This is a genomic window from Aliiroseovarius sp. YM-037 (assembly GCF_048060095.1).
Taxonomy (GTDB): Bacteria; Pseudomonadota; Alphaproteobacteria; order Rhodobacterales; family Rhodobacteraceae; genus JBLUOA01.
In genome coordinates this window covers 268,064-289,992 of the sequence record NZ_JBLUOA010000003.1, presented here as the reverse complement: position 1 = coordinate 289,992, position 21,929 = coordinate 268,064, and the positions used below count along the sequence as shown (strand labels likewise).

Here is a 21,929-nt window from a genome sequence, read left to right as displayed (position 1 = left end):
TCGAACTTCGTGTGCGGCTTCACAGAACCCGGCTTACACAGAACCTGGCCACGCTCAACGCCTTCACGATCCACACCACGCAGAAGCGCGCCGATGTTGTCGCCGGCTTCACCGCGATCCAGCAGCTTGCGGAACATTTCAACACCGGTACAGGTCGTCTTGGTGGTGTCCTTGATGCCGACGATTTCGATCTCGTCGCCAACATTGATCACGCCACGCTCAACACGACCGGTCACAACCGTGCCGCGGCCGGAGATCGAGAACACGTCCTCGATCGGCATCAGGAACGGCTGATCAACAGCACGCTCAGGCTGCGGGATGTATTCGTCCACGGCCTTCATCAGCTCGGCGATCTTTTCAGACCCGATATTGTCGTCACGGCCTTCCAGAGCGGCCAGGGCCGAGCCTGCGATGATCGGAATGTCGTCGCCCGGGTAGTCGTATTCGGTCAGCAGTTCGCGGACTTCCATTTCGACCAGCTCAAGCAGTTCCTCATCGTCGACCTGGTCGACTTTGTTGAGGAACACGACCATCGACGGGATACCAACCTGGCGGCCCAGCAGAATGTGCTCACGCGTTTGTGGCATCGGGCCGTCAGCGGCGTTCACCACCAGGATCGCGCCGTCCATCTGCGCCGCACCGGTGATCATGTTCTTCACATAGTCGGCGTGGCCGGGGCAGTCGACATGGGCGTAGTGACGGTTGTCGGTCTCGTATTCGACATGCGCCGTCGAGATCGTGATCCCGCGTGCCTTTTCCTCCGGCGCGCCGTCAATCTCGTCATACGCCTTGAAATCACCGTATTGCTTCGTGATCGCCGCCGTCAACGTCGTCTTGCCGTGGTCAACGTGACCAATCGTGCCGATGTTGCAATGCGGCTTGCTGCGCTCAAACTTTTCCTTTGCCATGATCCTCAGGCGCCTCGTGCTTTGGGGTCTCAGCCGACCCGAATTAACATCGCGCGCTCGTTACGAAACCTGGCGGGAAAAATCAAGCGTCAGTTGGCAGTTTCGGCGGTTGCGGCCGTATTTTCCGAAGCGGGAACAGCCTGTTCCGTTGCATCCGCCGTCACTCCGAACCATTGCGGGTTCTGAACCAGCCACCTTTCGATCGCCGCCGCCGCATTGATGCTGAGGTTCTCCATCTGCTGCGCCTTGTTCTGTGTCAGGCCAGACCCAACGATGGTTTCGCCGGAAAGTGCTTCGAATACGGTGAACTGCTTTGGCTCTTCTGTCAGCTTTTCGCGCGTGCTGTTGTCCCAGATATTCACGCTGATGATCAGCACGGATTTCGGCGACACGACAAGCGGCACGCCCGGCACGGCAAGGTTATAGCCTTCGACCGTTACGCCGAGGTGGAACAGCCCCTCACCCTGATAACGGCCCAGCCGATCCTCAATCGCGGTGGTCATCGCTGCTTCCCAATCGTCGGGTTCAGCCGCGCGGGAAAGCGGGCCGATCTGCGCGTTGTCGGCGATGACGATGTTATGCCCCAGTTTGAAATTGCCAAGGTTCTCAAGCGGACTGTCGAGCGATGATGCGCTGCTACAAGCAGACAAGACGGCAGCGGCGACAAACGCGACGATCAGGCGCGACGTTGAGGACAGGGACATGGAGTTCTCCGTAACTGATATCCTATCGGGATAACCCATGGGTTACCGACACGCAATCACCAGCGATTGCAAGGCGCGGCGTTCGGCATATATTTGAAGGATGGACGGTCACGATCCCAAGCTTACAGACGTTCCGGTTCGTGTCCCGCTGGTGTCAGAACCGTGGGGTATCTTGCGGTCATTGAAAGCCGCGCGGCGCAACGTGCTTGAAATCGTGCCGGAAATCGCGACACGCCAGCCGATCGTGTCCGGCAAGACCGGGAAGCGGTGGCATATGGTGATGGACCCGGAAGCCAACCGGCATATCCTGAAGGACCGGTTGGAGGATTATCCGAAATCCGACGTGACCAAGAACATCCTGCGCCCGGCCATCGGGGAAAGCCTGTTTGTCGCCGAAGGCGCCCACTGGCATTGGCAACGCCGCACGGCCGCGCCTGTGTTTTCATTCCGCAACATCCAGAACCTCGCGCCGATGATGACGGCGGCGGCTGAACGCTCTGTCGCGCGGGTTGGCGCGCAGGCCGGTCGGGGGGCGGATCTTTATCAGGAAATGGTGACAGCGACGTTCGAGGTGATCTCTGACGTCACCTTTTCGGGCGATGAGGGCTTTGATCGCACCGCGATGCACAAGGCGATTGATGCCTATATCGATCAGACTGCGAAAGTCTCCCTGCTCGACGTGATCGGGGTGCCGACTTGGGTGCCACGCCCGTCGCGGGTGCTGTCCTCAGGGTCGTTGAAGCAGATGAAGCGGGCCGCTGACACGGTGATCGACGAGCGCCGCAATCGCGAAAGGTCAGGCGTTCCCGACCTTCTCGACCTGCTGCTGGACGGCGAAGACCCCGAAACCAAACGGCGCATGACCACGTCAGAGCTTCGGGACAATCTGCTGACCTTCATCGTTGCGGGTCACGAAACAACGGCGCTGACCCTGTCCTGGGCGCTATACCTCTGCGCGTTTGACCAAGACGTCCAGACCCGCGCCCGTCATGAGGCACGATCCGTCCTCGGGGATCGCAACGCAACCGCCGACGACGTCGCGGAACTGCCCTATATCCGGCAGATCGTTGACGAAGCCCTGCGCCTTTACCCCCCAGCAGCCTTCCTGTCGCGCACTGCGCAGGCCAACGACACGCTTTGTGGCCGAGAGGTCCGGCGCGGCGATACCGTGATGCTGCCGATCTATGCGCTGCACCGGAACCATCTGCTTTGGGACAATCCCGACAGCTTTGACCCGGATCGGTTTGCGGACCTCAAGGCGATTGACCGATACGCCTACCTTCCGTTCGGGGCCGGGCCGCGCATCTGTATCGGCGCGACATTCGCATTACAGGAAGCGGTGATTATCCTGTCATCACTGCTTGCGCGTTTTCAGTTTACGCCCATTCAGGGGCGCGCACCAAAGCCTGTAATGATCCTGACGCTGCGCCCTGAGGGTGGGGTTTGGTTGAAGGTTGAGGAAACCTGATCAGGTAAACTTGTTATCCCGTGGGAAGCCGCGCGGGGCCATGCGACCCGCGCTCGCCCGCTTACCTATCCATTCGGCAAGCTCCGTTTCGGTTCGCGTCCGTCCGGCGGGGTCGAGCCATGACAACCCCTCTTCCAGATTGAATGTGGTCGCGTCGGACAGACCGCCATCCTTATACTTTTGCAACCTGACGCCCTTGCCGCGCCCCATTTCCGGCAGCTCATCGACCGGAAAAATGAGAACTTTCCGATTTTCGCCAACACAGGCGATATGGTCGCCCGATGCCGGGGTGCACACCTGCGCACGGTTGTCGCCGCGCACATTCAAGACCTGCTTGCCGGTCCGGGTTTGTGCGACAACCTCAGCCTCGGCCACGAGGAAACCGTCACCGGCGGAGGACGCGACCAGCAGCTTTCGGTCCGGCTGGTGGATGAACAACCCGACGATTTCGGATTCGTTTGGCAGATCGACCATCAGGCGCAGGGGTTCGCCCATTCCGCGACCGCCGGGCAGATTCGATGCGCTCAGCGTATAGAACCGCCCGTTGGTGCCGAACACCAGCAAGCGGTCGGTCGTTTCGGCATGGAACACAAATCGGGGGCCATCCCCGTCCTTGAATTTCAGTTCCTTGTCGAGCGCGATATGCCCCGACAGCGCCCGAACCCACCCCATCTGCGAACAGACGACGGTGATCGGTTCGCGTTCGATCATCGCTTCGATCGGAACGTCCTCAACCTCACCCGCTTCGGCGAAATCGGTGCGGCGCACGCCGCCTTCGTAGTCTTTGCCGAACTTCTTTTTGGTTTCCTTCAACTGGTCGCTGATCCGGTCCCATTGAAGCCCCTCATCAGCAAGCAATTCGGTCAACTCTTCCCGCTCAAGCAGCAGCGCTTCGTGTTCGCGCTTCAGCTCCATTTCCTCAAGCTTGCGCAAGCTGCGCAGCCGCATGTTGAGGATCGCTTCGGCCTGAATGTCGGTCAACTCAAACTCGGCCATCATGACGGCCTTCGGCTCATCCTCGTAACGGATGATTTCGATCACACGATCAAGGTTCAGGAACGCAACGATATAGCCTTCCAAGACCTCAAGCCGATGGTCGATCTTATCGAGCCTGTGCTGGCTGCGCCGGATCAAAACCTCGCGCCGATGATCGAGGAATGCGCGAAGCACTTCTTTCAGGCTGCACACTTTCGGGGTGCGCCCGTCGATCAACACATTCATGTTGAGGCTGAAGCGCACCTCGAAATCCGAATTGCGGAACATTGTGTTCATCAACACCTCCGCATCGACATTCTTCGATTTCGGCTCAAGCACGATCCGCACGTCGTCGGCGCTTTCGTCGCGCACGTCTGCCAGAATCGGGATTTTCTTGGTTTGGATCAGCTCCGCGACCTTTTCGATCAGCTTTGATTTCTGAACCTGATACGGGATTTCGGTTACGACGATCTGCCACTGTCCCCGGCCCAGATCCTCAACCTCCCACCGGCAGCGCAGACGGAAGGCACCGCGCCCGGTGCGGTAGGTTTCAAGGATGCTGTCGCGCGGTTCAACGATCACACCACCGGTCGGAAAGTCCGGCCCCGGCACGTAATTGACCAGCGTGTCGTCCCGCACATCGGGAACCTTGATCATATGCAGGCAGGCGTCACACAGCTCCGTGATATTATGCGGCGGTATGTTCGTTGCCATGCCAACTGCGATCCCGCTTGATCCGTTCGCCAGAAGGTTCGGGAACGACGCCGGCAGCACCTCAGGCTCTGTCAGCGTGCCGTCGTAGTTTTCGCGGAAATCGACTGCGTTCTCGCTCAACCCCTCAAGCAGCGCCTCGGCGGCGGCGGTCATGCGGGCTTCAGTATAGCGGCTGGCGGCGGGGTTATCGCCGTCGATATTGCCGAAATTCCCCTGCCCGTCGACCAGCGGATAACGCACCGCGAAATCCTGCGCGAGCCGCGCCATCGCGTCATAGATCGCGGCATCCCCGTGCGGGTGATAGTTGCCCATCACGTCGCCGGAAATCTTCGCCGACTTTCGGAAACCGCCGTTTGACGCCAGCTTCAGTTCCCGCATCGCGTAGAGTATCCGCCGATGCACGGGCTTCAGTCCATCCCGCGCATCCGGCAACGCCCGGTGCATGATCGTGGACAGTGCGTAGGTCAGATAACGCTCACCAATCGCGCGGCGCAGCGGCTCGGACGTTTCGTTCGGATTGGGCGTGGCGCCGATATCGGGATCGTCAGTCAAATCGTTCATGCAGACGGTGATAGCGCCGCCTGCGGCCTTGGTAAACTGGCAATAGGGGGCACGAAGTCTATTCTTTCCCCGCGCGCCGAAAAGCCCCTGCTTTTATGCTATACTGAGGCGTTAGGGGAAATTTGTAATGATACGGTTAACGATTCTTTTTACATTTGCTTTCGTTCTTGTTTTGAAAATTTACGGCGAAGATCCCGCCGAACAGACGCCAACGACAGAAGCCAACCTTGCGGTTGAAGAACCCACGCCCGCCGTCGTCGAAGACCCGGCGCCGATCCTCGCGAGCGCTGTGGTTTCGCAGCCGGTGCATCGGGCAGCGACGCGACCTAGGCCAGTGAACCTTATCCAAGTCGGCGCGACCGATGCGCCTGAAGGTGTCATCCTAAGTCGCGTGACGAACTGGGTTGTGTCCGGCAGCCGCGTCAACCTGCGGTCCGGGCCGTCGTCGCGCACGGCGGTTGTTGCGACGCTTAACCAAGGCACCGAGGCGCAGGTGATCGCGTTCGAAGGCAACTGGGCGCGGCTGAGTGTCAATGAAACCGGCGACGAAGGCTATATGTCGCGGCGTTTTCTGGCGCCTGCCCGGTAGCCTCTGACGTTTGCGTTGCCCGCCTAAGCAGTTTGGCCTATTCGTCAAAGCCAAACAGCGCGGCGGGACATATGGCAGAGAAAACCATTCTGATCACCGGATGCTCATCAGGTATCGGGTATGATGCGGCACACGCGCTGGCCAAGCGTGGCTGGCGGGTTTTCGCGACCTGTCGGCAGCAGATCGATTGCGCCCGGCTAAAGGCCGAGGGATTGGAGAGCTTCGTCCTCGACTATGCGGACGAGGCGTCGGTTGAATCCGCCGTTGCCGAAACGCTCAGCCGGACGAGTGGCACGCTTGATGCGCTGTTCAACAACGGAGCCTACGCGATCCCCGGCGCGGTTGAGGATGTTCCCCGTGACGCACTGCGCGCGATTTTTGAAACCAACCTGTTTGGCTATCACGACCTGACCCGCCGCCTGATCCCGGTGATGCGGGCGCAGGGGCATGGGCGGATCATCAATTGCTCATCCGTCCTCGGGTTTGTCGCGATGCGCTTTCGCGGGTCATACAACGCAACAAAATTCGCGCTAGAGGGGCTCACCGACACATTGCGGCTTGAGATGAAGGGAACCGGAATTCACGTCACACTGATCGAACCCGGCCCGATCACGACGGATTTCCGCAAGAACGCGCGGCGGGAATTCGAGACCTGGATCGATTGGGAGAGTTCCGCCCAGCGCTATTTGTATGAAACCGCCGCAATACCCCGGCTGAACGACGAAAGTGGCGAACCCGCGCCGTTCGAGCTTCCGGCAAGTGCCGTCACGGCAAAGCTGATCCGCGCGCTGGAAGCACCCCGTCCGAAACCTCGCTATTACGTGACAACGCCGACCTATGCGCTGGGTCTGCTTCGTCGTATGCTGAGCACCCGCGCGCTCGATCGGATCCTGCGAAAAGGCTAGGCTGACGAACGGTCGCAGCCACCGAATTTGGGGTCGCATTCCACCGGATTTGGCGGTAGTGCGAGGCAGCGAAAGGACCGATCATGTTCCAAGACCCTCTTTTCATTATCGTCGCCATCGCGGTCTTGGCCGTCGTCGTGATCCTGATGATCGGCATCGGTGCCTTTGCCAAAGGCGGCGATTTCAACCGCAAGCACGCCAATCGCATCATGCGCTATCGGATCATGGCGCAGGCGCTGGCCGTGGTTCTTATCCTACTATTCATCCTGTTCCGTGGCGGAGGAAACTAGCATGGTCGTTCTGAACAAGATTTACACCCGGACCGGCGATGCTGGTGAAACCGCACTGGGCGATGGCAGCCGCGTTGCGAAACATTCGGCCCGCGTCATGGCCTACGGCACCGTCGATGAAACGAACGCGACCGTCGGCCTTGCCCGCCTGCACGCAGAGGGTGAGATGAACGCGCAGCTTGCCGCGATTCAGAACGATCTGTTCGACCTTGGGGCTGACTTCTGCCGCCCGGGCATGGAAAAAGACGCGGATGCGGAATATCCGCCCCTACGGATGTCGGACACCCAAGTCAGCCGCCTTGAATCCGAAATCGACGCGATGAACGCCGACCTTCAACCGCTGCGCAGCTTTGTGCTGCCGGGTGGCTCGGCGCTGTCGGCGCACCTTCATCTGTGCCGCACAGTATCGCGGCGGGCCGAACGGCTGGCCGTGGAACTCGCAACACAGGAATCGGTGAACCCCGCCGCGGTTAAATACCTGAATCGGCTGTCAGATTGGTTCTTCGTCGCCTCTCGCGTTGCCAATGGCGGCGGCGCTGACGATGTGCTGTGGGTGCCCGGCGCGAACCGCTAGGTTACGCGGGCTGCCACAACTCAATCGGGTTTCCCTCGGGGTCATTCAGCCACGCAAAACTGCCGTTGGGATAGGGGGAGTCCGGGTCGCGACGCACCTCGATCCCCGCCCCTTCCAGTTGCGCCACCATCGCATCAAGGTCGCGCACCCGGAAATTCAGCATGAACTGCTTTTCCTTATTCCCGAAATATTCCGTCACCTTATCAAACGGCGCAAAGACCGTCGGCCCAGCGTCTTGCGCCCAACAGGATGTGTCGTAGTCGCTTGGCACGGGATCGACACCCAGATGCTTATGATACCAGTCCGCCAGTGCCTTCGGGTCATCCGCGCGGAAGAAAAAGCCACCAAATCCGGTTACACGCTCCATGTTTCACCTCCGTTTTCTGGCACCATCTTAGCAGCCAGCGACGCAACGTCGCGCCCCAAATTTCCGCCGACAGACGCGGGCGACAGCAATTTCGTCGATTTTAGGCTGTTTTCCCTGCTCTGCCTCAGCTAACACACTTTCGAGAGCTGAACGCCCCGATTTCGGGACACTGAAGGAGACGTACGCAGATGAAGGTGCTTGTACCTGTCAAACGCGTGATCGATTACAACGTGAAGGTCCGCGTCAAGGCGGACGGCAGCGGTGTCGATCTCGCCAATGTCAAAATGTCCATGAACCCGTTTGATGAGATTGCCGTGGAAGAGGCGATCCGCCTGAAAGAAGCTGGCAAGGCTGAAGAGGTCATCGCCGTTTCTATCGGTGTCAAGCAGGCCCAGGAAACGCTGCGCACGGCGCTTGCGATGGGCGCGGACCGCGCCATTCTGGTGGTTGCCGCTGACGACGTGCATCAGGACATCGAACCGCTGGCCGTCGCGCAGATCCTGAAAGGGATCGTTGACGAAGAACAGCCGGGCCTCGTCCTCTGCGGCAAGCAGGCGATCGACAATGACATGAACGCGACCGGTCAAATGCTGTCTGCCCTTCTGGGGTGGAGCCAGGCGATGTATGCCAACAATATCGACATCGATGGCGACAATGCCGTTGTCACCCGCGAAGTCGATGGCGGCCTGCAAACCATCAAGGTCAAGATGCCGACCATCGTGTCGACCGACCTGCGCCTGAACGAACCGCGCTATGCAAGCCTGCCGAACATCATGAAGGCGAAGAAAAAGCCGCTGGATGAAAAGACCCCGGCGGACTACGGCGTTGACGTGACACCGCGGCTTGAAATCGTTTCGACGACAGAACCCGAGGCCCGCAAAGCGGGTGAGATCGTCGGCTCTGTCGATGAACTGGTTGAGAAACTCAAAGAAGCGGGGGCTGTGTAATGGCTGTTCTTCTCCTTGCAGAAGTCACCGACGGCGAACTGTCCGTCGATGCAACCGCAAAAACCGTCGCCGCCGCGCAGGCGTTGGGCGACGTGACCGTTCTCTGCTCCGGCGCGACATGCAGCTCTGCCGCTGAGGCCGCTGCCAAGATCGACGGCGTGAAGAACGTGCTCTGTGCTGAGCATGACCTTTACGGTCATCGCCTTGCGGAACCTGTTGCAGCGCTGGTCGTGTCGCTGGCTGGCGACTATGACCACATCGTCGCCCCGGCAACGACGGATGCGAAAAACATCCTTCCGCGCGTTGCAGCCCTGCTTGATGCGATGGTGATCACCGACGTTTCCGGCATCAAGGATGCCGACACGTTTGAACGCCCGATCTATGCAGGCAACGCGATCCAGACGGTGAAATCGCGCGACGCGAAGAAAGTGCTGTCGATCCGCACGACCGCGTTTGACGCAGCGGGCGAAGGTGGTTCCGCCAGTGTCGAAAACATCGGCGCTGCGGATGATCCGAACCTGTCCGAATGGGTCGAAGACAAGGTCGCTGAAAGCGATCGTCCCGAACTTACGTCGGCTGGCGTCGTTGTATCCGGCGGCCGCGGTGTCGGGTCCGAAGAAGACTTCGCCCTGATCGAAAAGCTGGCCGACAAACTGGGTGCCGCCGTGGGCGCATCGCGTGCGGCGGTCGATTCCGGCTATGCCCCGAACGACTGGCAGGTTGGTCAGACCGGCAAAGTCGTCGCACCGGAGCTTTACGTCGCGGTCGGCATCTCTGGCGCGATCCAGCACCTTGCGGGGATGAAAGACTCCAAGATCATCGTCGCGATCAACAAGGACGAAGAGGCCCCAATCTTCCAAGTTGCGGATTACGGCCTTGTCGCGGATCTGTTTACCGCCGTGCCGGAGCTGATCGAAAAGCTCTGATCTTACGCACCGTTAACCACACAAAACCCGCCGGGAAATCGGCGGGTTTTTTGTTCACAGCAACCGCCGAAGCTCCGCCGCCAGCGCATCCGCGGCATCCTTATGTGCCGGAACACCTAGCGACGCAGCCGCGGCCGGCGCCTCCATCGGGGAAAACACCATGCCGTCGGTCGCCTTTTTCTTGGGCGGTGGGACGATTTCAATCTGCTTGGCCACAAGGCTGTCGAGCCTTCGCAGCATCGGCGCATCGACAAATAGCGGGTCATGGCCCAGACCGACCGCAGCACCTTCATCCGGTCGATGATCGGCGAGCCACAGCAGGATCACAGGCTCCCCCACGCGGCTAAGCAATTGCTCCATCCGTTTGGTCCATACCCGCCGCAATTCACGCCGGACCAGTTCGAACCGCTCAGGCGACAGATCATGCAGGCTGGTCAGCAGGTGGCGGGTAAAGTTGAACTCGGTAAAATCCACCTCGGGGTAAAGCGTATGCAGCACCGTGGTTGCCCGGACGAACCGGTCGTTTCTGCGCGGATGCACCGAATAGAACCGGTTAGAGATATTCTGCGCGCCTGTCACCTGAACCACGGTCGCGCGCGCATCGGCGCAGGCGTCCAGAACCGATTGGTCATTGCAATAAACCTCAGCCCCCGCATTCACACAGCCGAAGTTGATCGACTTCGTGCCGGTCATCTGTTCCACCAAGACCGGAAAAGGCTGTTCTATGAATTTTCCATAAGTCTCCGTCCCGCCAAGGAACGCGACATAATCGCCCGATAACCGTCTGCGCGGCCCCCGAAACAACAGCTTGGATTTGCCATAACGGCACGGGGCGTAGTCCAGCAGACTGCCACCCAGATTCTCATACACCATATCTCCACCTCACTCACCTTCGACTCACCCGCTGCAAACCTCACATTCAGTGGTTTCGGATTTGCTAAATGCGGTATTTGAGTAAACCTTTCGGTGATCCCGCCCCTTGCAGTTGACCCACACGCGGCGCATAGAACAGGGTGTAGACAAGACGAACGGGAGAGGCAGAGATGGAAATCAAGACGGTCGGGATTGTTGGCGCTGGTCAGATGGGCAACGGCATCGCCCATGTCTTTGCGCTCGCCGATTTTGATGTCGTGTTAAACGACATCTCGCAGGACAGTCTTGATGCGGCGATGGAGCTGATTGGCAACAACCTAGACCGGCAAATTGGTCGAGGTGCAATCACGGAAGACGACAAGGCGGCCACCCTTGCCCGGATCAAAACGACGCTGGACCTGAAGGATGTTGCGGGCACCGATCTGGTGATAGAAGCCGCGACGGAACGTGAATCCGTTAAGCAGGCGATTTTCGAAGACCTGCTGCCGCACCTGAAGCCAAACACGATCCTGACATCGAACACGTCATCAATCTCGATCACGCGGCTGGCGTCGCGCACCGATCGGCCGGAAAAATTCATGGGGTTCCACTTCATGAACCCCGTTCCGATCATGCAATTGGTCGAACTGATCCGTGGCATCGCAACGGATGAACCGACCTATAAAGCCCTGCTGGCGGTCGTCGAAAAACTTGGCAAGACCGCCGCGAGTGCGGAGGATTTTCCGGCCTTCATCGTCAACCGCATCCTGATGCCGATGATCAACGAAGCGGTTTATACGCTTTACGAAGGCGTTGGATCGGTGAAGTCGATTGATGAATCCATGAAGCTTGGCGCGAACCATCCGATGGGGCCGCTGGAGCTTGCGGATTTTATCGGCCTCGACACCTGCCTTGCGATTATGAACGTGCTTCACGAGGGGCTGGCGGATACCAAATACCGCCCCTGCCCGTTGCTTACGAAATACGTCGAAGCGGGCTGGCTTGGCCGGAAAACGCAACGCGGATTTTACGATTATTCAGGCGAAACGCCGACGCCGACGCGCTAGGAGTTTCGCAGCGCGAGCGTCTTATCCCGCAACCACTCCATAAAGCCGCGCGGGTTGTCGGCCCATTTTTCGCAGTCGTCATACGAGATCGGCTGACCGATGACCGGCCCCTGCGGCTTGTTCAGGGCGAACTTGATCTCGTGCAGCAGCAACCCTTGGCGAAGGGTGGCGGATACCTTGTTCGCGATCTGATAGAGGCGGGAATTCTGACCGGGGAAATAAATCGGCAGAACCGTCGCGCCGGATCGCTGGATCATCTTGGCGGTAAACGGGTTCCAGTCGGATTCAATCGCCGGGCCGAAATAGGTTTCTGACGCCGCAACTTGCCCCGCTGGGAACAGGATAATCACGCCGCCCGCCTTCAGATGGGTCATCGCGATTTTCCGCATCTCAAGGTTCTTGCGCACGGAGTCTTCTTCATGCGGAAAGGCGACCGGCAGCATGAAATCCTCAATCTCCGCAACGCCTGTCAGAAGCGAGCGGGTGAGGATCTTGTAATCCGTTCGCACCGCCCCGATCAGTTCCGCCAGCACAAGCCCATCGACCAGGCCGTGCGGATGGTTGGCAACCACAACCAGCGGGCCGTCTTTCGGGATGTTCTTCAACTGCTCTTTCGGGGTCGTCAGATCGATCCCCATCGCTTGCAGACCCTTGGTAAAGAACGCCTGCCCGAACGGCACGCCGCTGCGTTCAAACTTGCGAATTTTGTAAAGCAGTAACGCCTTCCCGGTCAGCCATTCGACAATGCGGATTGCCGTCGCCTTCCAAGGGTTCGTAAACGTGTTGGCATAGGACAGACGGCGACCGTCATAGGGCTGCACTTCGCGACCCTGCAAGGTGTCCGTTTCCTGAATGCTATCTACCACAGATATTCCGGCCTGAGTTGGGCGCCCACCGCGCCGCTAAAAGTCTTCGCCGAAGCGCTCGGCAACCAGTGTCTCAAGGGCATCGGCAAGCTTTTCAGCGTCGGGACCGCTGGTTTCCACCTCAATAGAGGTTCCCTTCGACGCTGCCAACATCAAAAGCCCCATGATGGAATCTCCGGCGGCTGTCAGCCCGTCGCGCGACACCTCGGCGCTGGCGTCATGGGCTTCCACGACTTCCACCATCTTGGCCGAGGCACGGGCGTGCAGCCCCTTTTCGTTGACGATCGAAAGCGTCTTGCTGGTCATCGCCGCACCCTCACCCAAAAGACCCGTCGCAGCTATCGATATACCGGCGACCTGCGGCCAGCGCAGCCTCGATTGCAAGGCCGATCGGCTTCCGGCGACTTTTTGCAAGCTTCACCAGCATCGGAAGGTTGGCACCGTAAAGCACCTTGCGATCATCCGGCGCACAGGCCCGCATCGACAGGTTGGAGGGGGAGCCGCCAAACATATCCGTCACGACGACGACGCCGTCGCCTTCGTCAACCGCATCCGCTGCCGTGCAAATCTCCCGCTCTTTCGCGGTGCGGTCGTGGTCATATTCTATTGCTATTGCGCGTATACCGGGTTGTTTGCCGACTACGTGTTCGACAGCGGCCAGATACTCTCTTGCCAAACCACCATGCGCGACGATCACTATACCGATCACGCTTCGTTACCCCGTTTCCCCTCGGGCGCGACCTGCGCCCGGCGTTCCAATTCCCGATGCCGGATCGACACCTGCCACCCAGACTTTGCCAGAGCCTCTGCAAGACGTTCTGCCACGCTGACTGACCGGTGCTGCCCCCCCGTACACCCAAAGCCAATCGACAGATGCGCCTTACCTTCCTCTATATAGGCTGGCAGCAGCATTAGCGCCAATTCTTCAACTTTGTCAAAGAATGGAACGAAGCGCGGGTCGCTTGCGACGTATTCCCTTACGTCATTATCCTGACCGTTGCGATTTCGCAGCTTTGGTTCCCAATATGGGTTCCGCAAAAACCGGCAGTCAAAAATCATATCAACACCGCGCGGAACGCCGCGCTTGTAGGAAAAGGAATGGACCGAAATGGCGAGCCGTTGCCCGCTTTCCGGTGCGAAAAGCGATTCAACCTCGGCCCGCAATTCATGCGGAGTGAGGTCGGACGTATCGACGAGAATATCGGCACGGGCGCGGATCGGGACGAGCAGGTCGATTTCCCGGCGGATGCCAACCATCGGGCTTTCGGCAGGCGATAGCGGATGGCGGCGCCGGGTCTCCGAATAGCGCCGGATCAACACCTCCTCGCTACAGTCGAGGAAAAAGACCTCTGCCATGATGCCGTGCCGGTCGCCGAGATTATCAATCGTGTCGATCAGCGCGGTCGTGCTGAAATCGCGGTTGCGCACGTCGACGCCCAGCGCCATCGGGTGATCTATCGGCGGCCCGTCCAGCAAACGCGGCAGAAGCGTGATCGGCAGGTTATCAATCGCCTCATACCCGATGTCTTCCAGCGCGTTGATGGCCGTCGATCGCCCCGCCCCGGATGGGCCAGTGACAAGGACCAGTCGCTGCCCTTCGACAGATGCCGGAAGTGTCGGGCTATCGCTCATTCATGCACTCCGTCCACCGCGCAGGTATTGCAGGATTGCCGCCGGAAAATGCGTCGCATCAACGCGGTGCACCAGCGGAAGCCGAACGCCGAGGATGCGACAGTGATATAGCGGCGGCAAGCGGTCCTTTTCGACAGTATCCATACCGATCACCAGACGGATTGGAACGCCGCTGACGGGTTCAGCGGCAAGCAATCCGATGCCCCGTGCCTCAATCCTTCCGGCGATGGCGGGCGGGGCGGACGCGCACAACGTATCGTCGCGCCGTGTGACGACTGTTTGATCGTCGGACACAAGCGCCGCACCGAAGGCGAGCAGTTGCAAGGCGAGGGAGGACTTGCCGGTCCCGGATTCACCCACGATCAAAGCGGCCGTAGTGCCAAGCGCCACCGTTGTTCCGTGTAGCATCGCGGTCGATGGGGCGGCCCCATCCACCGACACCGGGCCGAAAATCCGGTCAGGGGTCGCGGACGACATCGCTAAATCGGAAGGCCGACGACAAACCGTGCGCCGAGCGGTTCAGAGGTGATGTCGGCATCTGTCGGGCGAATATTCTCGGCCCAGATCACGCCGCCATGCGCTTCGATAATCTGTTTGGAAATCGCCAGGCCGAGACCAGAGTTATTGCCGAACTGTCCCTCGGGCCGTTCGGAATAGAAACGGTTGAATATCTTGTGTAGCGCCTGATCGGGAATACCGGGGCCGGTATCCTCAACCACAACCAGAACGCGATTGTCCCGACGGCGCGCCCAGACCCGGATCGCGTCGCCATCTTCGCAGAAAGAAATCGCGTTGGTAATGAGGTTGACGAACACCTGCGCCAAGCGCGGCTCCAGCCCCTGAATCACAATCGGCTCTGACGGCAGGTCAGAAATGAAGACGACCCCACGGCGCCCGGCCTCTTCGCCAAGATAGGCGGTCAGGTTGCTGAGCATCTTGAGAAGGTTGAACGATTCCTCGTCCTCTTTCACCAACTCACTATCAAGGCGGGAGGCATTGGAAATATCGCTGACCAGACGGTCCAGGCGGCGCACGTCGTGATCAATCACATCAAGCAGCTTGTCACGCTGTTCCGCTTTGCGCGCGACTCGCAGGGTGCCAACGGCGGAGCGCAGACTTGCCAGCGGGTTCTTGATTTCATGCGCGACGTCGGCGGCGAATTGTTCGTTGGCGTCGATGCGATCATAAAGCGCTGCGACCATACCCCGAAGCGCGCCGGACAGACGCCCGATTTCATCCGGTCGGGCCGTCAGGTCGGGAATGCGAATGCGGCTCGGGCTCATCTTTCGGGCGTCTTTGTCGCGGCCTAGTTCGGCCGCCGCAGCAAGGTCGGAAAGCGGGTTCGCAATCGTCGAGGCCAGAACAAGGCTCAGCCCGATCGACACCAAAATCGCGATGACGAACATCTGAAGCACCTGTTCCCGCTCTTGCCGGACAAGTTGATCGATCTCGCCCGCGGCGCTGGTGATCGCCAGAACGCCAACAACCGTGTCGCCACGTTCAATCGGGGTGGCGACGGAGAAGCTTGTTCCACCATCCTCAGTCCGCCCGGTATTGCTTTGCGCACCTTCGCTTGCGGCGTCCGTAATCAGCGCCCGTGCCCGCGCTTCAAAATCGCTTTCCTCGCCGTTCTCCGCCTCTGGTGAAAGCAGCCCTGATATGCCTTCCCAGATCTTGTTCAGAAAGTCGGTGATAAGCGTGCTGCGTTCGTTCTTTTGTATCCCTTCAAGGGCCGCCGCAGGCTCCCTCGGTTGACCCACGGTGGTTGCCACCAGCCGTTCGGACGTGTCGAAAACGAACACCTCCATCCCAACCGGAAGATCAAGCCCTGCAAGGGTTTCAGCCGGGTTCACGCCAATCTGCGCGGCAAGGTTGATCTCTCCTCGCTCTGGCAGCTGCGCTTCAAAAACATCGGCAATCAGCTCCGCCTCGGCCACAAGGCCGGCTTCGCGCTGGAAGACGAGGCTGTCGCGAAATGGATTAAGGAACAGAACACCCGCAACCAGAAAGATCAGCGCCATCAGGTTGAAGGTGATGATTTTCCGTGCCAGCGGCGATCGGTTGAGCGACACATACCCGCGCCGCTCACGCCGCGAGCGCATTTCGGTGTCAACGTCACTGTCTGCTCCAACCCAGTCTTCGCCCAGAACAACATCAGTTTGATTTGGTCGCTTTGGGCTGCGCAATTTCTTCCCCAGGGTCAGCGTCACTCTTCGTTGTATCTGTATCCGATGCCGTAGAGCGTCTCAATCGCAGAAAACTCAGGATCAGTGTTCCGCATCTTCTTCCGCAGACGCTTGATGTGGCTGTCGATTGTGCGGTCGTCGACATAGACCTGATCGTCATAGGCGACGTCCATCAACTGATCGCGGCTTTTCACGAAACCGGGCCGTTGCGCCAGCGCCTGCAACAGCAGGAATTCCGTCACGGTCAGCGACACATCCATGCCCTTCCACATCACCGAATGGCGCAGCGGGTCCATCGACAGTTCACCCCGAACGATAACCTTCTGGTCCTCTTCGGTCGCGACCTCGTCATTTTCAATCGCTTCCTGCCGACGCAAAAGCGCGCGAATCCGCTCTACCAAAAGACGCTGAGAGAACGGTTTTTTGACGTAGTCATCCGCGCCCATGCGAAGGCCCAGAACTTCATCAATCTCATCGTCTTTGGAGGTGAGGAAGATCACGGGCATCGACGTTTTCTGACGCAACCGCTGGAGCAGGTCCATGCCGTCCATCCGCGGCATCTTGATGTCCAGAACGGCCATGTCCGGCATACGCTTGTTGAAGGCATCCAACGCGGATTGCCCGTCATTGTAGGTTTCAACGTCGAAGCCTTCTGCTTCGAGGGTAATTGAGACGGACGTCAGAATATTCCTGTCGTCATCCACCAGTGCGATTCTCGACATGGGTGGGTTCCTTATAATTATTGTTCTTTTCTGCCTGTTTTTTCGTCATATTCTCCGGTTTCCAACCCGGCGAATCAACTATTAAGTGCGAATCACCGTCTCTCATACCGCCTTTTCTGGTCAAAAAACGGCAAGCAATTGCTAATATGTCTCACTTCTTTCGCTCAATGGTTGCGCTAACCTCGATCTGGTTGCGCTAACTGTGCGAAAGCGTCCTGTTCATCCAAAGAAACCGCATGTTATGACGAAGCTGTCAGGCCAGCCCCGGTCTGATCGGCGCGACGCGAATATCGGCGCCGGGATTGAACCCCTAAGACACGCCGACAGATATGCGGCGACGGGAGCATTGCAGATGACCGGACGGGTAAACCCCGCACACCGACTGGATGATCAAGGCATCACAGGTCTTGGAAACGTCTACTACAACCTCATGGAACCGGCGCTGATCGAAGCGGCGCTGACGCGCAGCGAAGGCACGCTTGGCCAAGGCGGGGCGTTCCTCGTCTCGACCGGCAAGCATACTGGCCGTTCACCCAACGATAAATTCGTCGTCCGCACCGATAGCGTCGAAGACTCCATCTGGTGGGAAAACAACGCGCCGATGGAGCCTGCTGCGTTCGACAAGCTTCACGCTGACATCCTCGCCCATATGAAGGGGCGCGATTATTTCGTGCAGGATCTGTTCGGCGGTGCCGATTCCGCGCATCGCCTTGACGTGCGCATGGTCACAGAGCTTGCGTGGCACGGTCTTTTCATTCGCCATTTGCTGCGGCGCCCCGACCGGGATGAACTTGATGAATTCGTGCCCGAATTCACCGTCATCAACTGCCCCAGCTTCAAAGCCGACCCAAAAAAACATGGCTGCCGATCCGAAACCGTCGTCGCGCTGAACTTCGACAAGAAGCTGATCCTGATCGGCGGCACGGAATACGCGGGTGAGAATAAGAAATCGGTCTTTACCCTTTTGAACTACATGCTGCCAGCCAAGGGCATCATGCCGATGCACTGCTCAGCCAACCACGCGCCGGGCAATCCGGTCGATACGGCGATCTTCTTTGGCCTTAGCGGAACCGGTAAAACAACGCTGTCCGCTGATCCTGAGCGTGTTCTGATCGGCGACGACGAACACGGCTGGTCTGATCGCGGCACTTTCAACTTCGAAGGTGGCTGCTACGCCAAAACGATCAACCTGTCGGAAGAGGCGGAGCCAGAGATTTTCGCGACCACGACCAAGTTCGGAACCGTGATCGAGAACATGGTGTTCGACCCGGAGACCAAGGAACTCGACTTCGCGGATGACAGCCTGACCGCGAACATGCGCTGCGCCTACCCGCTGCATTACATCTCGAACGCGTCAAGCACCTCGCTGGGTGGTCATCCGAAAAACATCATCATGCTGACCTGCGACGCGTTTGGCGTGCTGCCGCCCATCGCGCGGCTGACCCCGGCGCAGGCGATGTATCACTTCCTGTCCGGCTTCACGTCAAAAGTCGCAGGCACCGAACGCGGCGTGACGGAGCCTGAACCGACGTTCTCAACTTGCTTCGGCGCGCCCTTCATGCCCCGCCGACCTGAGGCTTACGGCAACCTGTTGCGCGAAAAGATCGCGAAGCACGGCGCGACCTGCTGGTTGGTCAACACCGGCTGGACTGGCGGCGCATACGGCACGGGCAGCCGGATGCCGATCAAAGCGACCCGTGCGCTGCTGACCGCCGCGCTCGACGGCACACTGGCCGATGCGGATTTCCGCAAGGATGCGAATTTCGGCTTCGACGTTCCGGTTTCGGTGCCCGGCGTGCCCGACATCCTGCTTGAACCGCGCCGCACTTGGGACAACCCCGAAGCTTATGATCGGCAGGCAAAGAAACTGGTGGATATGTTCGCCAGCAACTTCTCGCAATACGAAGCCTATATCGACGACGATGTGAAGGCCGTCGCCATCGGTTGACCGGCGCGTAAGATCACACCCCAGACGGTCGCCCTCGGGCGGCCGTTTTCGTTTCAGACCAAGCCGCGTCGGATCAGGTTCAGCCCTGCGATCATCAGGACGAACAACGTGAGCTTCCGGAACCGTTCCTGATCCAACCGATCCTGCACCTGAAATCCGAACCACATGCCGATCCCGGCTGGTATCAACATCAAGGAAGACACGGGCAGGGTTGCGCTCGACACGACACCCGTCATCAAATGTGCCGACATCAGCGCCAGTGCGCCCAGGCCGTAAATTACCCCCTGCGCCCGGACGCTGTCACGCTTCGGCGCGTCAATCGCGGTCAGATACAGCACGGTCGGCGGCCCCCAAACGCCCGACACGCCGCCAATACTGCCCGCGATGGCGGCCATCGCAACCTCTGCCCGGCGGCGCATTTCGGGCCGTATTTGTGGCCGCCAACGGAAAAGCTGCACTACCGCGAATATCGTCACCGGAATACCAATCGCGAGGAAGAGCGTACGCGGTGCCAGAACCGGAACAAGCTGTGCGCTGGTCACGAGGCAGACAAACCCGACGATCAGAAACAGCCTGAACCGCCGGATGGTGTCCCAAGCGGCGTCCAACCCCTGCCGCAACGCCTGCGCCATGTTGGTCGCGAGGGTCGGCAGTATAAGAACGCCCAGCGCGATATCGACAGGTAGGAAAGAGCTAAGGCCCGAAATCAGGATGGTTGGCATCGCAAAGCCGACGGCGCCTTTGACCAACCCGGCAAACAACCCGATCAGAAACATCAGCAGAACGCCGCCCGCGCCGAGGTTTCCGATCAGTTCCATAGGCTTCCTTTCCTGTATGTTCTTCCTCTGCGCCGCGCCGCGCGGATTGACAAGCCATCACGGCGGAAAATCGAAGCTTTGCCCAATAGGTCAATCGAAACTTTGTTATTAAAATACAAAAAAATGCACTCCTGCGTATTTAAGTTGCGCTGCATCTGCAAAGTCATTATCCACGACAAGACGAAATTCAAAGGTGAGTTCATGCCCCACGACGGACAAGACGCAGGTATAGCAATGACACAGAATCCGATACTTCCCGATCTTCTGGTGCTGACCGGCGCGACCGTTGAACCGCTGATAAATTTGCTCGAAAAGGCGAAATCTTCGCTCCGCGCACTGGTGACGGATGGGGATCGGATCTCTGGCGCATTGCTGGAGCAGAACCAACATGCTGCACATGCACTTTCATGGCTCGCCACATATGTAGAATCGCTTACGCAGATGCAGCATTGGGCGGAACGGCTGGAAACCGACGACCGCTTTGGCGAGATGGAGCAGTTGATCCACCAAATCGCGTTCGGTGAATACCTTTGGCAAATCTACGGCGGCATCCCGATGAGCCAGGGAGAGATTGCCCGCCTTCAGGATATCGGCCTATCGCAAGACGATCAGCGCCTGCTGATGACGCCTGAAATCATGACGCTAAGCCAATCCGGGAACAGCAACGCGGCCCGGATGCGGCTGGCGGCGCTTATGCAGGACAATCACGGCCACGCCACCTTCGGCGCTTCCGGCCTTGATGAAGAGCTGGAGATGATCCGCGCGCAGTTCCGCCGCTTTGCCGATGATCGCGTCGTGCCGAATGCCCATGACTGGCACCTGAACGACGAACTCATCCCGATGGAGATCATCGAAGAACTGGCCGAGATGGGCGTCTTTGGCCTTACGATCCCCGAGGATCACGGCGGTTTCGGGCTGTCCAAGGCGTCAATGGTTGTCGTGTCGGAGGAGTTGTCACGCGGCTATATCGGTGTCGGATCGCTCGGCACTCGGTCGGAAATCGCGGCGGAGCTTATCCTGTGCGGCGGCACGGAGGAGCAGAAGGTGCAATGGCTACCCAAAATCGCCAGCGCGGAAATTCTACCGACGGCGGTATTTACGGAGCCGAATACGGGTTCGGACCTCGGCAGCTTGCGCACGCGCGCGGTGAAGGATGGGGATGACTACACCGTCACCGGCAACAAGACGTGGATCACCCACGCCGCCCGCACCCATGTCATGACCTTGCTGGCCCGGACGGACCCAGACACGACCGATTATCGCGGCCTGTCGATGTTCTTGGCCGAGAAGACGCCAGGCACCGATGACGACCCGTTCCCCACCAAGGGGATGAGCGGTGGCGAGATCGAAGTGCTCGGCTATCGCGGCATGAAGGAATACGAACTTGGCTTTGATGGCTTCAAGGTGAAGGCCGACAACCTGCTGGGTGGGGTCGAGGGGCAAGGTTTCAAACAGTTGATGCAGACCTTTGAATCCGCGCGAATTCAGACGGCGGCACGGGCCATCGGCGTCGCGCAGAACGCGCTTGAGCTTGGGATGCAATACGCCATTGACCGCAAGCAGTTCGGTAAATCGCTGATCAACTTCCCTCGGGTGGCCGGAAAGCTCGCCATGATGGCGGTGGAGATCATGGTCGCGCGACAGTTGACCTACCATTCGGCCTGGCAAAAGGATCACGACAAGCGGTGCGATCTTGAGGCGGGGATGGCCAAACTGCTTGGTGCGCGCGTTGCGTGGGCGAGCGCCGACAACGCGTTGCAAATCCACGGCGGCAACGGGTTTGCGCTTGAATACCAGATAAGCCGGGTTTTGTGCGATGCCCGTATCCTCAACATTTTTGAGGGCGCGGCAGAAATTCAGGCACAAGTCATCGCACGGCGATTGCTGGATTAGGCGCGGCGCAATAACTT

The 21,929-nt window shown here is 59.1% G+C and carries 23 protein-coding genes; 10 read left to right on the top strand and 13 right to left on the bottom strand.

Translation table 11 applies throughout. The features are described from left to right. Positions 1-908 (bottom strand): elongation factor Tu (gene tuf / locus ACEWPJ_RS14685; RefSeq protein WP_416513859.1); only part of this gene is annotated, 908 nt, incomplete at its 3' end. Between the two features lie 89 nt (positions 909-997). Further along, positions 998-1,612, bottom strand: a complete 615-nt coding sequence (locus ACEWPJ_RS14680; protein ID WP_416513858.1) for a hypothetical protein — start codon at positions 1,610-1,612, stop codon at positions 998-1,000. Between the two features lie 100 nt (positions 1,613-1,712). On the opposite strand from ACEWPJ_RS14680, the gene ACEWPJ_RS14675 reads away from it, so the two are divergent. Next, entirely contained in the window at positions 1,713-3,080 is a 1,368-nt protein-coding gene (locus ACEWPJ_RS14675; protein ID WP_416513857.1) for a cytochrome P450, read from the top strand. On the opposite strand, the gene parC is transcribed toward ACEWPJ_RS14675, so the two are convergent. After that, complete coding sequence (gene parC, locus ACEWPJ_RS14670) at positions 3,081-5,330, bottom strand: DNA topoisomerase IV subunit A (protein ID WP_416513856.1); 2,250 nt, start codon at positions 5,328-5,330, stop codon at positions 3,081-3,083. It lies immediately after the preceding gene. Between the two features lie 172 nt (positions 5,331-5,502). On the opposite strand from parC, the gene ACEWPJ_RS14665 reads away from it, so the two are divergent. The 4 genes from ACEWPJ_RS14665 (at position 5,503) to ACEWPJ_RS14650 (ending at position 7,688) form a co-directional block, all read left to right on the top strand. Then, positions 5,503-5,919 (top strand): SH3 domain-containing protein, encoded by a 417-nt coding sequence (locus ACEWPJ_RS14665; RefSeq protein WP_416513855.1) that lies wholly within the window; start codon positions 5,503-5,505, stop codon positions 5,917-5,919. Between the two features lie 71 nt (positions 5,920-5,990). Further along, positions 5,991-6,824, top strand: coding sequence for an SDR family NAD(P)-dependent oxidoreductase (locus ACEWPJ_RS14660; RefSeq protein ID WP_416513854.1), 834 nt, complete (start codon positions 5,991-5,993; stop codon positions 6,822-6,824). A gap of 83 nt (positions 6,825-6,907) precedes the next feature. Further along, positions 6,908-7,114, top strand: coding sequence for a twin transmembrane helix small protein (locus ACEWPJ_RS14655; protein WP_416513853.1), 207 nt, complete (start codon positions 6,908-6,910; stop codon positions 7,112-7,114). Between the two features lies 1 nt (position 7,115). Next, positions 7,116-7,688 carry a cob(I)yrinic acid a,c-diamide adenosyltransferase gene (locus ACEWPJ_RS14650; protein WP_416513852.1) on the top strand — a complete coding sequence of 191 codons (573 nt, stop codon included), beginning with the start codon at positions 7,116-7,118 and terminating at the stop codon, positions 7,686-7,688. A 1-nt stretch (position 7,689) separates the two neighbouring features. On the opposite strand, the gene ACEWPJ_RS14645 is transcribed toward ACEWPJ_RS14650, so the two are convergent. Further along, positions 7,690-8,055 (bottom strand): VOC family protein, encoded by a 366-nt coding sequence (locus tag ACEWPJ_RS14645; RefSeq protein WP_416513851.1) that lies wholly within the window; start codon positions 8,053-8,055, stop codon positions 7,690-7,692. 188 nt (positions 8,056-8,243) lie between these two features. On the opposite strand from ACEWPJ_RS14645, the gene ACEWPJ_RS14640 reads away from it, so the two are divergent. Then, positions 8,244-9,002 carry an electron transfer flavoprotein subunit beta/FixA family protein gene (locus tag ACEWPJ_RS14640; RefSeq protein ID WP_416513850.1) on the top strand — a complete coding sequence of 253 codons (759 nt, stop codon included), beginning with the start codon at positions 8,244-8,246 and terminating at the stop codon, positions 9,000-9,002. Further along, positions 9,002-9,928 (top strand): electron transfer flavoprotein subunit alpha/FixB family protein, encoded by a 927-nt coding sequence (locus tag ACEWPJ_RS14635; protein ID WP_416513849.1) that lies wholly within the window; start codon positions 9,002-9,004, stop codon positions 9,926-9,928. Before ACEWPJ_RS14640 ends, ACEWPJ_RS14635 begins: the two co-directional genes overlap by 1 nt. 54 nt (positions 9,929-9,982) lie before the next feature. Here the strand turns inward: ACEWPJ_RS14635 and ACEWPJ_RS14630 are convergent, their stop codons facing one another. Then, complete coding sequence (locus ACEWPJ_RS14630; RefSeq protein WP_416513848.1) at positions 9,983-10,801, bottom strand: DUF6473 family protein; 819 nt, start codon at positions 10,799-10,801, stop codon at positions 9,983-9,985. Positions 10,802-10,971: 170 nt separating this feature from the next. Between ACEWPJ_RS14630 and ACEWPJ_RS14625 the strand changes: the two genes are divergently transcribed. After that, entirely contained in the window at positions 10,972-11,847 is an 876-nt protein-coding gene (locus ACEWPJ_RS14625; protein WP_416513847.1) for a 3-hydroxybutyryl-CoA dehydrogenase, read from the top strand. Here the strand turns inward: ACEWPJ_RS14625 and ACEWPJ_RS14620 are convergent. From ACEWPJ_RS14620 to ACEWPJ_RS14590, 7 genes are all read right to left on the bottom strand, one after another. Continuing rightward, on the bottom strand, positions 11,844-12,713 hold the full coding sequence (locus ACEWPJ_RS14620; RefSeq protein WP_416513846.1) for a lysophospholipid acyltransferase family protein: 870 nt from the start codon (positions 12,711-12,713) through the stop codon (positions 11,844-11,846). The genes ACEWPJ_RS14625 and ACEWPJ_RS14620 overlap by 4 nt on opposite strands. Before the next feature lie 36 nt (positions 12,714-12,749). Beyond that, entirely contained in the window at positions 12,750-13,019 is a 270-nt protein-coding gene (locus ACEWPJ_RS14615) for an HPr family phosphocarrier protein (protein WP_416513845.1), read from the bottom strand. A gap of 10 nt (positions 13,020-13,029) precedes the next feature. Continuing rightward, on the bottom strand, positions 13,030-13,422 hold the full coding sequence (locus ACEWPJ_RS14610) for a PTS sugar transporter subunit IIA (protein ID WP_416513844.1): 393 nt from the start codon (positions 13,420-13,422) through the stop codon (positions 13,030-13,032). Then, complete coding sequence (gene rapZ, locus ACEWPJ_RS14605; RefSeq protein ID WP_416513843.1) at positions 13,419-14,345, bottom strand: RNase adapter RapZ; 927 nt, start codon at positions 14,343-14,345, stop codon at positions 13,419-13,421. The genes ACEWPJ_RS14610 and rapZ overlap by 4 nt, the downstream gene beginning before the upstream one ends. Continuing rightward, positions 14,346-14,822 carry an HPr kinase/phosphorylase gene (locus ACEWPJ_RS14600; RefSeq protein ID WP_416513842.1) on the bottom strand — a complete coding sequence of 159 codons (477 nt, stop codon included), beginning with the start codon at positions 14,820-14,822 and terminating at the stop codon, positions 14,346-14,348. It lies immediately after the preceding gene. Between the two features lie 2 nt (positions 14,823-14,824). Then, complete coding sequence (locus tag ACEWPJ_RS14595; RefSeq protein WP_416513841.1) at positions 14,825-16,447, bottom strand: sensor N-terminal transmembrane domain-containing protein; 1,623 nt, start codon at positions 16,445-16,447, stop codon at positions 14,825-14,827. Positions 16,448-16,551: 104 nt separating this feature from the next. Next, positions 16,552-17,253 (bottom strand): response regulator transcription factor, encoded by a 702-nt coding sequence (locus ACEWPJ_RS14590; protein ID WP_416513840.1) that lies wholly within the window; start codon positions 17,251-17,253, stop codon positions 16,552-16,554. A gap of 352 nt (positions 17,254-17,605) precedes the next feature. Here ACEWPJ_RS14590 and ACEWPJ_RS14585 point away from each other — a divergent pair, with 352 nt between their 5' ends. Next, positions 17,606-19,201: a phosphoenolpyruvate carboxykinase gene (locus tag ACEWPJ_RS14585; RefSeq protein WP_416513865.1), complete on the top strand. Its 1,596-nt coding sequence runs from the start codon at positions 17,606-17,608 to the stop codon at positions 19,199-19,201. Between the two features lie 53 nt (positions 19,202-19,254). On the opposite strand, the gene ACEWPJ_RS14580 is transcribed toward ACEWPJ_RS14585, so the two are convergent. Then, the gene (locus ACEWPJ_RS14580; protein WP_416513839.1) at positions 19,255-20,019 is read right to left on the bottom strand and encodes a sulfite exporter TauE/SafE family protein; all 765 of its coding nucleotides are present in this window, start codon (positions 20,017-20,019) and stop codon (positions 19,255-19,257) included. Between the two features lie 201 nt (positions 20,020-20,220). Here ACEWPJ_RS14580 and ACEWPJ_RS14575 point away from each other — a divergent pair, with 201 nt between their 5' ends. Continuing rightward, on the top strand, positions 20,221-21,912 hold the full coding sequence (locus ACEWPJ_RS14575) for an acyl-CoA dehydrogenase family protein (protein ID WP_416513838.1): 1,692 nt from the start codon (positions 20,221-20,223) through the stop codon (positions 21,910-21,912). Positions 21,913-21,929 lie beyond the last annotated feature (17 nt).

Bases quoted from the DNA above. Each gene is read 5' to 3' on its own strand.
- ACEWPJ_RS14680 (WP_416513858.1), bottom strand. From the start codon at position 1,612: ATGTCCCTGTCCTCAACGTCGCGCCTGATCGTCGCGTTTGTCGCCGCT.
- ACEWPJ_RS14675 (WP_416513857.1), top strand. From the start codon at position 1,713: ATGGACGGTCACGATCCCAAGCTTACAGACGTTCCGGTTCGTGTCCCG.
- parC (WP_416513856.1), bottom strand. From the start codon at position 5,330: ATGAACGATTTGACTGACGATCCCGATATCGGCGCCACGCCCAATCCG.
- ACEWPJ_RS14660 (WP_416513854.1), top strand. From the start codon at position 5,991: ATGGCAGAGAAAACCATTCTGATCACCGGATGCTCATCAGGTATCGGG.
- ACEWPJ_RS14655 (WP_416513853.1), top strand. From the start codon at position 6,908: ATGTTCCAAGACCCTCTTTTCATTATCGTCGCCATCGCGGTCTTGGCC.
- ACEWPJ_RS14650 (WP_416513852.1), top strand. From the start codon at position 7,116: ATGGTCGTTCTGAACAAGATTTACACCCGGACCGGCGATGCTGGTGAA.
- ACEWPJ_RS14645 (WP_416513851.1), bottom strand. From the start codon at position 8,055: ATGGAGCGTGTAACCGGATTTGGTGGCTTTTTCTTCCGCGCGGATGAC.
- ACEWPJ_RS14640 (WP_416513850.1), top strand. From the start codon at position 8,244: ATGAAGGTGCTTGTACCTGTCAAACGCGTGATCGATTACAACGTGAAG.
- ACEWPJ_RS14635 (WP_416513849.1), top strand. From the start codon at position 9,002: ATGGCTGTTCTTCTCCTTGCAGAAGTCACCGACGGCGAACTGTCCGTC.
- ACEWPJ_RS14630 (WP_416513848.1), bottom strand. From the start codon at position 10,801: ATGGTGTATGAGAATCTGGGTGGCAGTCTGCTGGACTACGCCCCGTGC.
- ACEWPJ_RS14625 (WP_416513847.1), top strand. From the start codon at position 10,972: ATGGAAATCAAGACGGTCGGGATTGTTGGCGCTGGTCAGATGGGCAAC.
- ACEWPJ_RS14615 (WP_416513845.1), bottom strand. From the start codon at position 13,019: ATGACCAGCAAGACGCTTTCGATCGTCAACGAAAAGGGGCTGCACGCC.
- rapZ (WP_416513843.1), bottom strand. From the start codon at position 14,345: ATGAGCGATAGCCCGACACTTCCGGCATCTGTCGAAGGGCAGCGACTG.
- ACEWPJ_RS14600 (WP_416513842.1), bottom strand. From the start codon at position 14,822: ATGTCGTCCGCGACCCCTGACCGGATTTTCGGCCCGGTGTCGGTGGAT.
- ACEWPJ_RS14595 (WP_416513841.1), bottom strand. From the start codon at position 16,447: ATGCGCTCGCGGCGTGAGCGGCGCGGGTATGTGTCGCTCAACCGATCG.
- ACEWPJ_RS14590 (WP_416513840.1), bottom strand. From the start codon at position 17,253: ATGTCGAGAATCGCACTGGTGGATGACGACAGGAATATTCTGACGTCC.
- ACEWPJ_RS14585 (WP_416513865.1), top strand. From the start codon at position 17,606: ATGACCGGACGGGTAAACCCCGCACACCGACTGGATGATCAAGGCATC.
- ACEWPJ_RS14580 (WP_416513839.1), bottom strand. From the start codon at position 20,019: ATGGAACTGATCGGAAACCTCGGCGCGGGCGGCGTTCTGCTGATGTTT.
- ACEWPJ_RS14575 (WP_416513838.1), top strand. From the start codon at position 20,221: ATGCCCCACGACGGACAAGACGCAGGTATAGCAATGACACAGAATCCG.